We start from the raw sequence: 15500 nt of genomic DNA on the forward strand, positions 1-15500 counted from the left end.
TTTGCCCTTTTGTTGCTAGAAACTCATTCGAATATTAATAGGATAAAGATAAGGTGATTCGGGTTGTTCGATTGTTACCCAATCATCAATATGGATAACAGGTAAGCTAGCACCCTCATATGTTGATTGACTAATTGTACCGACCGCTTCAATCCATGTATCTTCTGTGAGTGAAGGAGCGTCCGAAAACTCTGTCAGAAAGCCGACGATACTGGCATCGGCGACACAATGCGTAATAAGAAACCTTGAAATCACTAGTTGCTTTTCTGTAAAACTTTCTTCTTTTAAAACAAAGCCCTTCAACTGTATTTTCTTCCCTAAATAGTTAGCCAAATTTTGATTAATTTCCTCGTAATAGATCGTATAGTCCTCATCGGTCATTTTCAGCATAGATTGTTGGGATAACTGTTGCTTTAATTTGTCATATTGCTTTTTTGTCATTTCCTGTTTTTCTTCCATCAGTCTGGGATCAGCATCATGCTCATCATAGATGTTTTCATCAATCGTTTCATTTGAAGTGAGGTAATCCTCAATTTTAGATGATTGATTTTGCTGGGTGAGAATAAATGCACCACCCTTTTTATCAGCGATGGATGCATCTAAAATTTTTGCTGGCACGAAGAAGCCTGTCATTATTGGTGTCATAATAATGAGGTAGGCTATTATTTTTTTTCGGGTAAAGGTTGTGTGACCATGATCGTGATGGGAGCAGCATGCTTGTCCCGTTTGATCACATGAATGGAGAGCCTTTGAAAAAGATATAACTCTTGTCACTTGAACAAGAAATAGTATAAAAAATATAATGGCGGCTGTTTTACTTAGCCCTTCATATTTAGGGTTGATAAATTTTGTTAGTTCTCCGGTCCAATGCAAGTTGGCAATCATAGCCGAAAAGGCGAGTAACATTAAGGCTCTTAACGCTTGTTGAACGTGAAATTTCATGGTTTTCCCCCTTAGAGATACGCTGAAAGAATCCATATACTAATGTAGACAACTGTAGCCACTAAGGCGATTAACCAAAAAACAAATTTTAAACGAAATACGCTCATCAACATAATGGTATTTTTCAAATCGATCATAGGGCCAAAAATAAGAAAGGCCAGAATAGATGGGGTGGAGAAAATGGCACTAAAGGATGCACCAATAAAGGCATCTGCCTCAGAGCAAAGTGACAGAATGAAGGCTAAGCCCATCATAACTAGAATGGAGGAGGGTTCACCTTCTCCAATGGCTACAAGTGTTTTGGTAGATACATAGGTTTGTACAAAGGCAGCTAAAAATGCCCCGATAATTAAATATTTACCCATATCAAAAAATTCATCGATGGCATGTTTGACCATATTTAATAATTTGGTGAAGAAGGATACCTGTTGATTAGAGGTTGTTAATGAGTAGGGCTGTAAAGAGCTCTTAAATTGGGATCCTTTAAAAAATAAGCTGGTAAGTAATGCTACTACAATAGCGATGACAAAGCCTACGAGCATTCGCAGGCTCGCTATTTTTAAATCATTTCCAAATGCCATATAAGTAGAAAGAATAACAACGGGATTAATAAGTGGACCAGTTAACATAAAGCCTATAGCTGCATGTATAGGTACGCCTTTGACAATCAATCTTTTAACAATCGGAACAATCCCACATTCACAGGCTGGAAATAATGCACCTACAAGACAACTCATAATAACGGCCATCACAGGGTTTCGAGGAATCCACCTTTGGATATATTCCTCTGTTATAAAAATCTGAATAAAGCCAGCAATCATTATTCCAATTAAGACAAATGGTAATGCTTCAATTAAAATACTTAAAAATATCGTATTTAAATTGAATAATGAGGAACTAAGATCGTTTAGTGCTGAGAAGTTGAATAACACTAGTGGTAGCATGCCTATGAATAGAATGAAGAGCAACCAAAAATTCAATACATATTTGGAAAAATGGAGACGTTCCACATAGACCTCCTTAAAGTGTAATGGTTACGTTTTAATTTAAGATATGACATAGATGACATTGTTAGCACTTCAAAAAAGGAAAGAGAAAGTAAAAATTGATACCTACCATCTTTTTACTTTCCCTCTATATCGAATTATTTATGAGAATACTTAGTTCTATATTGTTTAGGGGTAATCCTATAAAAATGTATCTTTTTAGCAAAGATTTTTCCTGTTCTTTTTATGAAATTCATCACTTCTCCAAATTGAATAAGAGCCTATTCTTACTCTGATTATACAAATCATGGCTATTTTGTTTTCTACAGCTAGTGCGAAAGATAAGAAAAGACACTTTTGCAGAATTGTTGATTGGAGTGAGGCGGTTCAACGGACGCCTCCTGGAAAGGACGCTGGCGGAACCTCTCACCTTGCTAAAGGTTTTTTCTGTTAGAGACATGAGCTTTTTTAACAACATGAAGAAGTCCAGTGAAACATTTTCACTGGATTTAGGTAATGAATTAATATGCTATAGGGTGAATTTTTTAAGCTCATTCATCAAAGTATTAGTCATAGCTTCAAGATCGTCTATCTTAGCACTAATTTTTTGGAAGGAAAGTAGTTGTTCTTGCGTTGATGCTGATATTTCTTCTGTGCCAGCAGCCGTTTCTTCTGTTATAGAAGAAATATTTTCAATAGTACTATTTACTTGCTGGCTCATTTCATTCGTTTGCGCCATTTCTTTTGTGAGATTTTGTAAATCGCGATGGATATTTGTTATGTGCATGGTAATAGCTGAGAATGATTGTTCTGTTTCTACCATGGATTGAGATTGCTCATTTGATAGCAGATAACCTCGTTCAGCCGTAGTAAGGATGTGCGTAATGCCACCTTGAATATGCACGACCATTGAGGTGATTAAATTCGTAGCATTCTCCGTTTCAGAAGAGAGCTTTTTAACCTCCTCGGCAACAATGGCAAACCCTTTGCCTGCTTCTCCAGCTCTTGCAGCCTCGATAGCAGCATTTAGTGCTAATAAATTTGTTTGGCTGGCAATCGTATGGACAGCATTGGCTGCGCCTTCAATTTCCGAAGTGAATTGAGAGAATTGAGTTACAGCTTCCTTAATATCAAGTGATGTGGTTGAAATATCCTTTGCAATGGAAGATTGTTTTTCTAATGAATATTGACCATTTTGAACAGCCTCCAGAGCTTGTTTACCAGTGTCAGCCGATTGCTCACTTGTACGCATTACATCCCTAAATTGATCTGCCATAGTATTCATTTGGAGTGCCACTGATTGAATGTCTTCTGACATCGTATAGCTGCCTTTTGCTAATTCGTCGGTTGAGGTAGCGACTTGATTACTACTTTCATGAATATTGTTCATATGGCTCGTCACTTCTTGTGTAAACAAATTAACATCCTTTCCAATAGTATCAATGGATTGTACAGTACTTTTTAAATTATTCATCATGTCTGCAAAGCTTTTTGTTAATTGATCAATCTCATATCGACTGTTTGCTTGATAGGAAAGGGTAGAAGTATCCATTGTTAAGTTTCCTGTTGCTGCGGCCTGTGCGCAATTTACAATCTGATTAATGGGTTTGGTAATTCTTTTCGCAGCTACATAGGAATAAAGTATCGTAGCAATAATTAATAGCACACTACCTATGATGGTAGAGGTTGTAATGAAACCTATTTTTTGCTTCGTTACTTGGATCATTTCTTGATACCATTCGTTTGTTTCTTTTTTGAGCAAATACATATCGTTTAAAATTCCTTTAATTCGGATGGACTGCTTTTTAATTTCTGAGCGATTGTTTTCTTGAAACCCGCTTTCAGTCGCCTTTTCTAGATTTTCAAATTTACTAGCTATTTTTTCGACGATTGTCTGATGTTCAGGTAATCTCGTTAGAGAGGCTAATGCCTCTAAATTACTTTTTGTTTCATGTAAAATAGCGAGCGCTTCATTTTTATTGGCTTCACTATCTAAGTAGGTAAAATTATTTAAAGATTGACTGGCAACAACTAAGCTTTGCTCTAGTTCTTTTACTGCAAGTAAAAGTTTCGTATCATCCTGTGCTGTTGTTTGGATCGTAAATGTTTGTAGGATAATAAAGCCAATCATAGCCATAGCCAGTACGATTGGAATCAAGGTGTTCATAAATAATTTCTTACGTAGTGTCACTGGTCATTCCCCTTTTCCGCAGTAACTTTTATCGTACCTGAAATAATGGCTTCTTTGGCTTTTTCGATGGTTGTCTGTTGCTCAGCTGTCAGTTGGATTACACGAATATCTGCTAGTCCCACACCTTGATCCGCTAAACCTAATGTAAAGGATTTTTCCTTAATTTTCCCATTTTCAACTAATGTCTTTGCAAGTTGATAGACGGCAAGGTCAACATTTTTAAGCATGGATGTGACAACCGTTTTTTCGGCAACAAAAAACTGATCGATATCAACACCCGCTGCATAGATCCCCATTTCCTCGGCCTTTTTTATCGCCCCAAAGCCAGTAAAGCCTGCTGCATGGTAGATAAAATCAACGTTATTTTTGATATACCTTTCTGCTATCGCTGCACCAGCCTGGGTATCGTCAAAGGTACCAGCATAATCTCTCATAATTTCAATCGATGGCTCTACATAACGAGCTCCTTCGATAAAACCATTTTCAAAATGGTGGATAACAGGAGCATCTGCTCCACCAATGAAGCCAACTTTTCCTGTTTTGCTTGTCATAGCGGCAATCATCCCAACTAAAAAACTACCTTCTTGTTCTTTAAAGGTAATTGATATGATGTTGTCAATTTCAGATTGTCCGTCAATCAGTATAAATTGCTGAGAGGGATTTTGTTTTGCAGTCTTTTCTAGTGCTTCTTGTACAGAGAACCCGAGACCAATGATGATATCATATTTTTCTGCTACAAGCTCATTCAGCTTTTCCTCGTATTTACCATCAGGAGCCTCTTTGTAATCAAACAAAATGCCTAGCTCATCGCGCGCCTTTTCTAAGCCTTTAAAAGCAGAATCATTAAATGATTCATCGCCTAGTCCTGCATCTGATAGTAAAATACCTATCCTATATCCTTCAGTTGATGTTTCTGTCAGTGCTGAGGAACAGCCTGCTATCAACAGAGTGATCAAAAGAAAGCTAGTGATTAATTTCTTCAAATTATGTGTACCTCCTGTTGTGTATAAAATATATATCGGCAAAAACTTAATATTTTTAGTCTGATGTCAGACATCCACGAAAATATTTTTTTTAGCATGTCTAAGAATAATGATTCATTTCTATATACATAATAAGTTAATAATATAAAGCAAGATTACTATTAAAAGGTTTCCGTCGCACTTCTTGTATGTACAGCACTATAAAAGCCTAACGCAAATAGCGTTAGGCTTTACTACATGTTCTAAACAGCGCCGAATAATTTTAATAAATTAATAATAATAATGCCAATTACCCCAAAGTCTGAATCACCGAAGGTAGTCCCTTCATAACCAATGTCTCCCATAAAAATAAGGAGTAAGGCTGGAATAAAGCTAATTAATAAACCATTGGCAAAGGCTCCGGACATCGCACCAATTCTACCACCAGTAGCATTTCCAAAGACACCCGCTGCAGCACCTGTGAAGAAATGTGGAACAAGACCTGGCACGATGACTTTTAGTCCGATGAAGGGGAGAATAAACATGGAAACCAGTCCTGCTATAAAACTAAAAATGAAACCAATAATAACGGCATTTGGTGCAAAAGGGAAGATGGTTGGACAATCAAGTGCTGGTTTTGTGTTTGGTACAAGCTTATCTGCAATGCCTTTGAAGGCTGGAATAATTTCAGCAATTAACATCCGTACACCTGCTAAAATAATATAAACACCCGCTGCGAATGTAATCGCTTGCATAATAGCGAAAATAATAAAATTAGAGCCCGCAGATAATTGTGTCTCAATATAGGAAGGGCCAGCAAAAAGAGCAACAATCACAAAGAACACACTCATTGTTAAAGAAATAGCAACGGAGGTATCTCGTAAAAAGCCTAATGATTTCGGAACCTGTATATCCTCTGTGGATTTCATTTTATTACCAAAGAGCTTACCAATCTTTGCAGAAACATAATAGCCAACACTGCCAAAGTGACCAACAGCAAAGTCATCACTCCCTGTTATTTGTCGAACTGTCGGCTGTAAAATGGCAGGGAACACGACCATACAAAGTCCAAGAATGATAGACCCAACAAGAATAAGAGGTGTACCACTCATCCCTCCAACTGATAATGAAGCGGCGATTAAACAAGCCATAAATAATGTATGATGTCCAGTTAAAAAGATATATTTTAATGGCGTAAATCGCGCAAATAGTAGATTCATAATCATACCAAATACCATGATTAGTGCAGTAGCTGTACCAAAATTAGTCTGAGCAGCTGCCACGATGGCCTCATTGTTGGGAATGACTCCCTGTACTTGAAAGGCATGATCGAACATTTTACTAAAATGATCTAAAGAGCTAATCAAGACAGTGGCACCAGCTCCGAGGATGACAAAGCCCATTATCGTTTTTAATGTACCTGACAGAACAGTGGAACTTGATTTTTTTTGAATAAGTAAACCAATAAAAGCGAATAGGCCGACTAATATAGCTGGTGTTCCTAAAATGTCATGCATGATAACATCTAACATACCAACACCTCATCCTATCCAAATTTTTAATGCTTAAAGCAACGGTTCAAGCTTTTCTTTTATTTCTGAAATACTCATCATATTTACGATGCTCACAATGATTCCTTTGTCTTTCGCTAATTCATTCACGATATCTGCTGCCCCTAAATAAATATCTGCTTTCTCCGCCTTGGCAGACGCTAAATCTGTATGCGTTACCTCTGCATCTTTCCCCAAAACTTCTAATGCTTTTTTAACATTCAATTCTAAAATAAAGCTACTTCCTAAACCGCTTCCACACACGACTAAAATTTTCATTCTGTTGACTCCTTTGTCGTATATTGTTTGATTTTCTCCCATATCATGTCCGCATGTTGACAGGCGATTAGGTCATCAATCTGATCGGTTTCTTGTAAGACTAATGCCAAATCAGCCAACACCTGTAGATGTGAAGCATTGTCAATGGCAGCTAGCACAATCAGTAGGTAGACAGGCTGATTAGGGCTAAAAAAAACAGGCTTTTGTAATCGTAGCAAGCTTATGGCTAGTTCAAGAACCCCATCAGATGGCCGTGCATGAGGAATGGCTACTTTGGGTGTGATGACAACGTAAGGACCATAGTGTTCAATAGATCGAATCATGGCTTTGACATAGCGCTGTTCAATTTTGTGTTGCTGTACTAATGGGCTAGCCGCTAAATGAATTGCTTCTTGCCATGATCGGACAAAGTTTGCAAGCTGTATACAATCTTTTGTCAACAGCTTGGTTAGCAAGGACAACCCTCCTTTCATAAAAATATCTTCCCATTCCATGTTATTACGACTGTATGTGGAATTATGTCATCGTAGAAGATATTTTTAATTGCTTTGCTATTTCATAAACCGACGTTTTGACAAATTCATCCATTTTATGATCTAAGCGCGTTTTCGGATAAATCAATTGAATTTTTCTATTTAGTGTTACATCATGTAGATCTTTCTTCAGCAGTACACCTGATTTTAATTCTTCTTCTATTAAGGAAACAGATAGAAACGCCAAGTTTTTGCCAAAGGTCAGCATCTTTTTAATCGTGCTCACAGAATCCAGCTCAATTGTGTAAATAGAAGGCTGAAATGGCTCCATCCACTTTTCAATGAAGTGATTCGTGGAGCTAGAGGATGTATGCAACAATAGCTTGTATTTAAGAATATCTTCTTTGGTGATGTCTTTTTGTGCTGCTAGCTCGTGAGATGGGCTGAATGCCAATACAAGTGCATCTTCACCGATTGTTTCGTACTGAAGTAAAGGATTTTCCTGCTTAGTCTCCATGATGAGCCCAAAATCTAATTCCTGTAGTGCTACCTTTTTTTCAATTTCAGGTGCTGTTTTTACTTCTAATGAAATGCGAATCTCAGGATAGGTCGTTGAAACTTGATGAATTAAATCTGGCATAAAAATATGGGCAGGTAAGCCACTCGCCCCTAGTCGTAATGAACCGATATGGCCTGCTAAAAGATTTTCAATAAAACGATCCATATCCTTTTGAAGTTGAACCATTTGACGAGCGTAATGATACACACCTTCGCCCGCTTCTGTTAAACGGTATCCTCCAGCATTTGTTCGGAATAAACGAATACCGTATTCCTCCTCTATAGAGCGAATATGAAATGATACTGTGGGGGCTGTAATGCCAAGTGCTTTGGCGACAGGGGCTAATTTTTTTAATTCTACAAGTAAGCAAAATGCCTGTAATTTACTATTGTTCATTTTATCCTCCTAAAGGAAATTAGAAAAAATCTTGTATTTGCTTTAGTTTATTAGATTTTTTTTAACGTGTTATTAATAGTAGATTAATATTTTCTAAATATCTGGAATTTATAGTTGTAAGTAACGAGGAGGATACTTATGAAAATCTCATTAAAAAATATCGAGAAAAAATATGGGCAGTCTCAAGCATTGTGGCCGATTGATGTGGAGTTAGATCAGCAATTTATTACGATTCTCGGACAATCAGGCTGTGGCAAAACAACCTTATTAAAGTTGATAGCTGGCCTTGAACAGCCATCAAAAGGAGAAATACGATTTGATGACACCGTCATTTATTCTTCGGTGTCTCGTAAAAATGTCAAACCAAATAAGCGTAATATTGCCATGGTTTTTCAAGATTTTGCTCTATGGCCACATATGACCATCTTCCAAAATATTGCCTTTGGCTTAAAGGGCATTATTCCTAAATCAGCTATTCCTGAACGAGTCGAGCATGTGATGCGATTGGTAAAAATGCAAGGCTATGAGCAACGAAAGCCAGGTGAATTATCGGGTGGACAACAGCAGCGAGTGGCATTAGCTAGAGCTTTAGCGACCAAACCGCAATTAATTTTATTTGATGAGCCTTTATCTGCTCTTGATGCTGTTCTAAGAGAGCAAATGCAAGATGAAATCATGCACCTCATTCATGAGCTTAATTGCCAAGCCATTTTCGTAACACATGATCAAACAGAGGCCATGACAATGTCTGATCAAATTATCGTTATGGAGGCAGGAAGAATTGCTCAAATTGGCTCGCCTGAGGAAATTTATCGTGCACCAGCAACGCCCTATGTGGCAGATTTTATTGGCAAAGTGAATTGGCTTCACAATCGACAATCAATTGTGCGACCTGAGGGTGTTTCGAGAATATCGCGTCCTGGGACGATTGCCAAACAAGCGCAGATTGTGAAAAGTACATTTGTTGGCGATCGTTATTTAGTACAAGCACAGGTAGAAGGACAGTATTGGAGCTTTTATGAGAAGCAGCCATTAGAGCATGGAAAAAGATTGCAAGTTTTTATTGATGAAAAACAAATCTATCAATTGGAGGGTTTACATTGAAGAAACGACATTTTAAATTATGGGCAACTGCTGGCATTTTATTGGCCTTAGCATTAGCTGGCTGTGGTAATAAAGAGGCAAAAGAGACGAATGAAGCAAGTGCAAAGACACAGGAGGAGAAAGTTCTGACAGTGTATTCTGCTGGGCCAGATGGTTTAGCTGCAAATATTCAACAAGCATTTGAAGAAAAAACAGGGATTAAAGTGGAAATGTTTCAAGGAACTACGGGTAAAATTCTCTCTCGTTTAGAAGCGGAAAAAAATAATCCTGTAGCTGACATTGTTGTACTTGCCTCTGTTGCCTCAATGGATGGGTTAAAAGCAACAGATCAATTGCAAAGCTACGAAGCTGCTAAAAATAAGGAAAGAATCAACAGTGATTGGTCGGATCAAGATGGATATTTTTATGGCTACAGTGCCTCTGCTTTAGGGATTGCCTATAATACGAAGAATACGACACAGGCGCCTACGGATTGGTCTGATTTAGCAACAGCTGATTGGCAAAATAAAATTAATATTCCCGATCCAAGTTTGTCAGGCTCTGCTGTCGATTTCTTATATGGCTACACAGCAGCAGAAAAAACAGCTTGGAGCACAATTGATAGTTGGAAGAAAAATGGCTTACAAGTCAATGGTGCGAATAAAGAAGCCTTGGATGCGGTTATTACAGGCGAGAAAAATGCCACGATTGCAGGTGTAGATTATATGGCTTATAAAGCAAAAGCAGACGGTGAGCCAGTGGAAATTATCTATCCGACGAGTGGGACAGTGGTTAGTCCAAGAGCAGTAGGTATTTTAAAGGATGCACAACATGTAGAATCTGCACAAGCCTATATTGATTTTTTATTGTCAGATGAAGGGCAAAAGCTAGTAGCAGATGCTTACTTATTACCAGGGAATAAAGATATTGCTGTGAAAAATCGTGCAGCTTTAGATGAGATTCCACAGTTAACAGTTGATTGGATGGGTGCGGAAGCGAAACAGCTGGAAGTACTAACAAAGTTTACGGATTTATTTCGTTAAATAAAGGGAGGTTGATATACCTCCTTTTAGTTTTCAGAGAGAAGGGTTGACATCGTCATGATAATGGAAGGAAGACGAGCTTTTGGATTTTTACTGACAATTGTCATCATATTTGCTATCGCTCCGTTGATGGCCATTTTATTTTATACCTTTATAAAAGAGGGACATGTTGATATATCACAGTTTAGTCGAATGTTTGCACACGATAGGATATGGAAAACGCTTGGAAATTCGATGGTTTTAGGGATTTTCGTGATTATTGGGACAACAATTATCGCATTACCTATGGCTTTCATTCGCACGAAAACAAGTTTATATCAATATGAATGGCTCGATATAGTGTTAACGATTCCATTTATGACACCTCCCTATATTGGTTCAATGGGCTGGATTTTGTTTATGCAGCACAATGGTTTTTTACAGCAGCTTATTCCAAGTGCTGCTTGGATGACAGATTCCTTCTTTTCCTTATTTGGCATGGTAGTGATCATGAGTCTACACCTGTTTCCATTTTTGTATTTAATGCTGAAAAATACATTGCTTCGCATAAATGGCTCATTTTTAGATGCAGCGCTGATTTTTGGGCGAAATTCTTTGCAAAATTGGCTAAAGGTTGTGTTACCTCTTTTACTTTCAAGCTATGTTTTGGGAAGTCTCCTTATTTTTATTAAGACGCTTGCTGAATTTGGAACGCCAGCTACATTCGGCAGTCGGATTGGGTTTCAAGTGTTTACAACCGAAATTCATGCCTATTTATCAAGATGGCCAGTTGATATTCGCATGGCAACCTCGCTATCCTTATTCTTATTGTCAGTTTGCTTAGTCATTTGGTATTTCCAAAATCTCATTGGACGCAAATATACATATGGTGTGCTATCAGGAAAAACACCTGCTAGACGTGAGATCAAGGACAAGTGGTATATAAGAACAGCTTCGTGGACTTTTGTAGGGCTTGTCCTATTATTATCGATCGGTATTCCCTATTTCTCTATTATCGTGACCTCTTTGCAAAAGGTACGGGGAGATGGTTTACAGGCTGGGAATTTCAGTTTGGCTTCTTATCAAGAGGTCTTCACTAGTGGAAGTGCAGGATTGACAGCATTCTTAAATAGCATCGTTTTTTCTATCATGACGGCCTTGATAACCGCCATAATAGGTTTATTCATCGCTCTTTATATTAAAAAAGGAGAAACCAGAAAGCAGCAAATATTAGACTTCTTTAGTTTAATGCCTAATATTATTCCGGGAATTGTCTTTGTTGTAGGTTTAATTATGTTTTGGAATGCTCCTTGGCTTCCCGCAACAATTTATAACACAAAGGCAATGGTAATAGTCACATACTGTGTACTGTTTTTACCTTATTCGGTGCAGTATATAAAGTCTTCTTTTTCACAATTGGATGCCTCTATTTTTCAATCAGCTGCTATTTTTGGTCGTAGTAACATTGCGGTTTATCGTCGCATTATCCTACCACTTTTGATGCAGGGTATTTTAACAGGAATGATGATGACTTTTATTATTTCAATGCGAGAGCTTGTAGCTGGCCTTTTAATTTTGCCACCATCCGTAGAGACAGGGGCAACCTTTATCTATAGCCAATTTGAGCAAGGTAATGTAGGGGTTGGAATGGCAGTAGCTGTTATAACCGTCCTTATGACTGTTATTTTTATGTTCCTATTGGGTTGGCTGCAAAAACGAGGAGGGCAGGCCAATGCTTAGTGTTGAAATTTTAGGTGGTGTAGGCGAATATGGGCGCAATTGTTTTTATATAGAAAATCAGAGGCAGGCCATTTTATTGGATTGTGGTATTATGAAAAATACACAAAAAACGCCACCAAATATTACATTTAATCATATTGAAAAGCTAGCTGCTGTCTTTATTTCTCATTCGCATATTGATCATGTAGGGGCATTGCCAATACTACAGAACATGGGCTATACGGGACCGATACTAATGAGTCATACAACGGCTCAGCAGCTTCCACTGCTTATCCCACAAGTCCGAACTTTCTATCCAGATACGATTGGAAAATGGATAGAGGTCAATGAATATCTTGCCTTTCAATGGGGATATAGCGGGCATTTAATTGGAAGCGTGTGGTACAAAATTCGTTTCTTTGATGAAATGATTTTTTTCTCTGGTGATTATGTAGTCGATTCGTATTTATTAAAGGCGACCTTGCCAGAGGAGGATGGAACGGTTTATGATGTAGCGTTTATTGATAGTGGACATGCGGAAAAATGCATTCGAAATCTTGAGGTGTTACAGCAAATGGCTATGTATGTAAAGGCTCATCCCAATCATTCATTTATATTCCCCTCCTCTTTTTCGGGCAAAACAGTCGATATTATGACGTATCTTTCTGAACATACAACTCGAGCGATTAGGGTAGATGCCAAGCTACAACCTTTATTGGCGCATTATGATGAAGAACATGAAAATATTTGGCCAAATAAAGTGATGCTTTTAGAACGACTCAAGCAAAAACAGGACAGTCACCATGTACTGTATTTTGTCTCAGAGCAGGATGTGGCTCAAGTGGAGGAGCTTGCAAAGGATGATCCGACGGCAATTTTTGTTCATACAGGCTATTCTCGTCATGCTTACAATCCAGCTAGCTTAAAGCATATCTCTGAGGAGTTCTTCTATAAAACACATCCAGACTATTGGGATTTAGTGGCACTGTCACAGAGACTTCGTGCACGACAAACGATCTATTTTCACAGTACACATACAAATTTAACAACAACATTTCCGAAGGAGGAATTAAAGCGTGACTAAACTAAAAAAATGGGCATTTTATCTGTGTGTTTTGGGCTTGATAATGATTAGTATGATGGGTGTGAATACAACACAAGCGAAAGCAGCCATTGAGCCAGGCCATGAAATTAAATTCAATATTAAACCTGAGATTTTTAATGAATCAACTATTGTCCAGGCTTTTCAAGCAACTAAAAAGGATGACGTAAAAGTTTATTTTTATGATACGCTTGACCAATTGTTTCTACGTCATGACTATATACACCGCTTACGTGTATATAAGGGTAGTAATAAAATGGATATAACCTACAAAAAGCGTTTTTTAAACACACCTTTAAGTGAAGCAATGGCAGAAACAATGAATCATGGTTTTACTGGTTCTGAGTCAAATTATAAGTTTGAGCTAGATATTAAGGGAGATCATCGTACATTTACGATAAGCCGGAAGGAATCTTTGAAGACTTCTGCTGAGGTCTCTTATGATTCAGTTGCTACAAATGTTGCGAAAAAACTCATTCTTGAAAATGCGCCAAAGAAAATTGTAAATTGGAATTCCGAAGCATGGTATAAAAATACGTTGTCTCAAGTTGTTGTATATGGGCCTGCTAATACTATGACCTATAAAGGAAGCTTTTTAGGACATGAAGCGGATATAGAGGTATGGCAGTACAAAGGAGACATTATGGTTGAACTTTCTACGAAGGTAGATGATGCGGCTCAAGTAGCTACTATAGAAAAGCAATGGTATGAGCAACTATTATCCACTGGCTATTTAAGCGCGGATCAACGAGGTAAAACGGCATTTGTTATGGATAAATGAATAGGAAGACAATGATTTCGCCTCATATAGAAATGAGGCGAAATTTTTCTTTGGCAACAGAGAGATTAAAAAAGTAGGTCATGTTTGTTCTAACTTTGATAATTTCGCTTACACTTACTATAGGACGAACTTTGGGTGATATGAGGGGGAAATAACATAGCGAAAAAAATGGGCATTGTTACACTATTACTTTTCGGTGTTTACGTGCTTTGTATGTACTGGTATATATTCCACAGCGGTGGTGGTAAAATACCAAGTGCCTTACAAGGAACGGCGGCAGATCCCGTGATGTTTATGTCTGGCAAGGAGCTTTTTTTAAGTGGTGAATATTCAAAAATACGGAACTTTGTATTCTTTGTAGCCACACCTTTAGAATGGCTGATCTACTTCTTGATTTTACTATTGGGCATATCTCGTTATTTCGAAAAAGTGACGACCTCCCAAACGAAGTGGAAGCTGTTGCAAAATGCAGGTTACTTATTTTTATTATCTTTATTGCTGTATATTGTGCTATTCCCGCTTGATTATTATCGCTATCATCTTAGCAAAAGCTATGGCATTAGTACACAAGCATTTGCATCTTGGATGAAGGATGGTGTCATTGATTTTTGGGTGAATTTTGGCACTAGCTTGATTATTGTTACAGTGATTTATTGGCTCATTAAAAAGAGCGAAAAAAGATGGTGGCTCTATGCTTGGCTTTTAACTATCCCTTTTACAATCTTTGTGATGTTCATTCAGCCTGTTGTCATTGATCCTTTGTACAATGATTTTTATCCACTAAAAAATAAAGAGCTGGAAACAAAGATACTTACACTTGCTACACAGGCGAATATTCCAGCAGAGCATGTTTATGAGGTCAACATGGCAGAAAAGACCAATGCCTTAAATGCTTATGTGACAGGAATTGGGAGCAATTCGAGAATTGTGCTATGGGATACTACATTAAATAGACTAACGGACAATGAAATTTTATTTATCATGGCACATGAAATGGGACATTATGTAGAAAAGCATATTTATTTTGGCATTGCAGGCTATTTATTCTTCATGTTAATAGGGCTATGGCTAACAGCGAAAATTATGCGTCGCTTGATTTTACGATATGGACAGGTTTTAAAAATTAATAAAATCAGTAGTATTCGTTCCTATCCATTATTTTTACTCATTACTTCTATTTTACTATTTGCTTCCAATCCAGTATCCAATTTTATATCGAGATATCAGGAAACAAGAGCCGATCAATATGCGATTAACCTTATGAATGATCGAGAAGCGGCTGTAACAGCATTTCAAAAGCTAACGATTTCAGGCTTAAGTGAAGTGAATCCGCCACTCTTAGTGAAGTGGTTCCGTTATACACATCCACCGATGCTTGAGCGAATCTATAAAGTTGCGGATACTGGGGAATATAAACAAAATATGCCTTTAAAGGAAGAACAGAAGAAAAAGTAA

General features: G+C 37.7%; 14 protein-coding genes. 6 read left to right on the forward strand and 8 right to left on the reverse strand.

Annotated elements, in window-relative coordinates; genetic code table 11:
• Nucleotides 1–15 precede the first annotated feature (15 nt).
• The 8 genes from LCP48_RS07155 to LCP48_RS07190 all read right to left on the reverse strand — a co-directional run bounded on the left by LCP48_RS07155 (nt 16) and on the right by LCP48_RS07190 (nt 8338).
• The gene (locus LCP48_RS07155) at nt 16–942 is read right to left on the reverse strand and encodes a TIGR03943 family putative permease subunit (RefSeq protein WP_004232478.1); all 927 of its coding nucleotides are present in this window, start codon (nt 940–942) and stop codon (nt 16–18) included.
• Nucleotides 943–953: 11 nt separating this feature from the next.
• Nucleotides 954–1952, reverse strand: a complete 999-nt coding sequence (locus LCP48_RS07160) for a permease (RefSeq protein WP_004232480.1) — start codon at nt 1950–1952, stop codon at nt 954–956.
• A gap of 505 nt (nt 1953–2457) precedes the next feature.
• Nucleotides 2458–4119: a methyl-accepting chemotaxis protein gene (locus tag LCP48_RS07165; RefSeq protein ID WP_004232483.1), complete on the reverse strand. Its 1662-nt coding sequence runs from the start codon at nt 4117–4119 to the stop codon at nt 2458–2460.
• The gene (locus tag LCP48_RS07170) at nt 4116–5102 is read right to left on the reverse strand and encodes a BMP family lipoprotein (protein ID WP_202341490.1); all 987 of its coding nucleotides are present in this window, start codon (nt 5100–5102) and stop codon (nt 4116–4118) included. Before LCP48_RS07170 ends, LCP48_RS07165 begins: the two co-directional genes overlap by 4 nt.
• Before the next feature lie 242 nt (nt 5103–5344).
• Nucleotides 5345–6613 carry a PTS ascorbate transporter subunit IIC gene (locus LCP48_RS07175; protein WP_004232488.1) on the reverse strand — a complete coding sequence of 423 codons (1269 nt, stop codon included), beginning with the start codon at nt 6611–6613 and terminating at the stop codon, nt 5345–5347.
• 33 nt (nt 6614–6646) lie between these two features.
• Entirely contained in the window at nt 6647–6910 is a 264-nt protein-coding gene (locus tag LCP48_RS07180) for a PTS sugar transporter subunit IIB (protein WP_004232490.1), read from the reverse strand.
• Complete coding sequence (locus tag LCP48_RS07185) at nt 6907–7365, reverse strand: PTS sugar transporter subunit IIA (RefSeq protein ID WP_009370780.1); 459 nt, start codon at nt 7363–7365, stop codon at nt 6907–6909. Before LCP48_RS07185 ends, LCP48_RS07180 begins: the two co-directional genes overlap by 4 nt.
• Before the next feature lie 61 nt (nt 7366–7426).
• Nucleotides 7427–8338, reverse strand: a complete 912-nt coding sequence (locus LCP48_RS07190) for a LysR family transcriptional regulator (protein WP_202341489.1) — start codon at nt 8336–8338, stop codon at nt 7427–7429.
• Nucleotides 8339–8476: 138 nt separating this feature from the next.
• Between LCP48_RS07190 and LCP48_RS07195 the strand changes: the two genes are divergently transcribed.
• The 6 genes from LCP48_RS07195 to LCP48_RS07220 all read left to right on the forward strand — a co-directional run bounded on the left by LCP48_RS07195 (nt 8477) and on the right by LCP48_RS07220 (nt 15500).
• The gene (locus tag LCP48_RS07195; RefSeq protein WP_009370782.1) at nt 8477–9442 is read left to right on the forward strand and encodes an ABC transporter ATP-binding protein; all 966 of its coding nucleotides are present in this window, start codon (nt 8477–8479) and stop codon (nt 9440–9442) included.
• Nucleotides 9439–10464, forward strand: a complete 1026-nt coding sequence (locus LCP48_RS07200; protein WP_004232499.1) for an ABC transporter substrate-binding protein — start codon at nt 9439–9441, stop codon at nt 10462–10464. Before LCP48_RS07195 ends, LCP48_RS07200 begins: the two co-directional genes overlap by 4 nt.
• A 57-nt stretch (nt 10465–10521) precedes the next feature.
• Nucleotides 10522–12183: an ABC transporter permease gene (locus tag LCP48_RS07205; protein WP_004232501.1), complete on the forward strand. Its 1662-nt coding sequence runs from the start codon at nt 10522–10524 to the stop codon at nt 12181–12183.
• On the forward strand, nt 12176–13246 hold the full coding sequence (locus LCP48_RS07210) for an MBL fold metallo-hydrolase (RefSeq protein ID WP_225340822.1): 1071 nt from the start codon (nt 12176–12178) through the stop codon (nt 13244–13246). Before LCP48_RS07205 ends, LCP48_RS07210 begins: the two co-directional genes overlap by 8 nt.
• A complete protein-coding gene (locus tag LCP48_RS07215; RefSeq protein ID WP_225340823.1) occupies nt 13239–14045 on the forward strand; it encodes a hypothetical protein in 807 nt (268 codons plus the stop codon). Before LCP48_RS07210 ends, LCP48_RS07215 begins: the two co-directional genes overlap by 8 nt.
• A gap of 156 nt (nt 14046–14201) precedes the next feature.
• Complete coding sequence (locus LCP48_RS07220; RefSeq protein ID WP_036218926.1) at nt 14202–15500, forward strand: M48 family metallopeptidase; 1299 nt, start codon at nt 14202–14204, stop codon at nt 15498–15500.

This window comes from Lysinibacillus capsici (assembly GCF_020217405.1).
Classification (GTDB): domain Bacteria; phylum Bacillota; class Bacilli; order Bacillales_A; family Planococcaceae; genus Lysinibacillus; species Lysinibacillus capsici.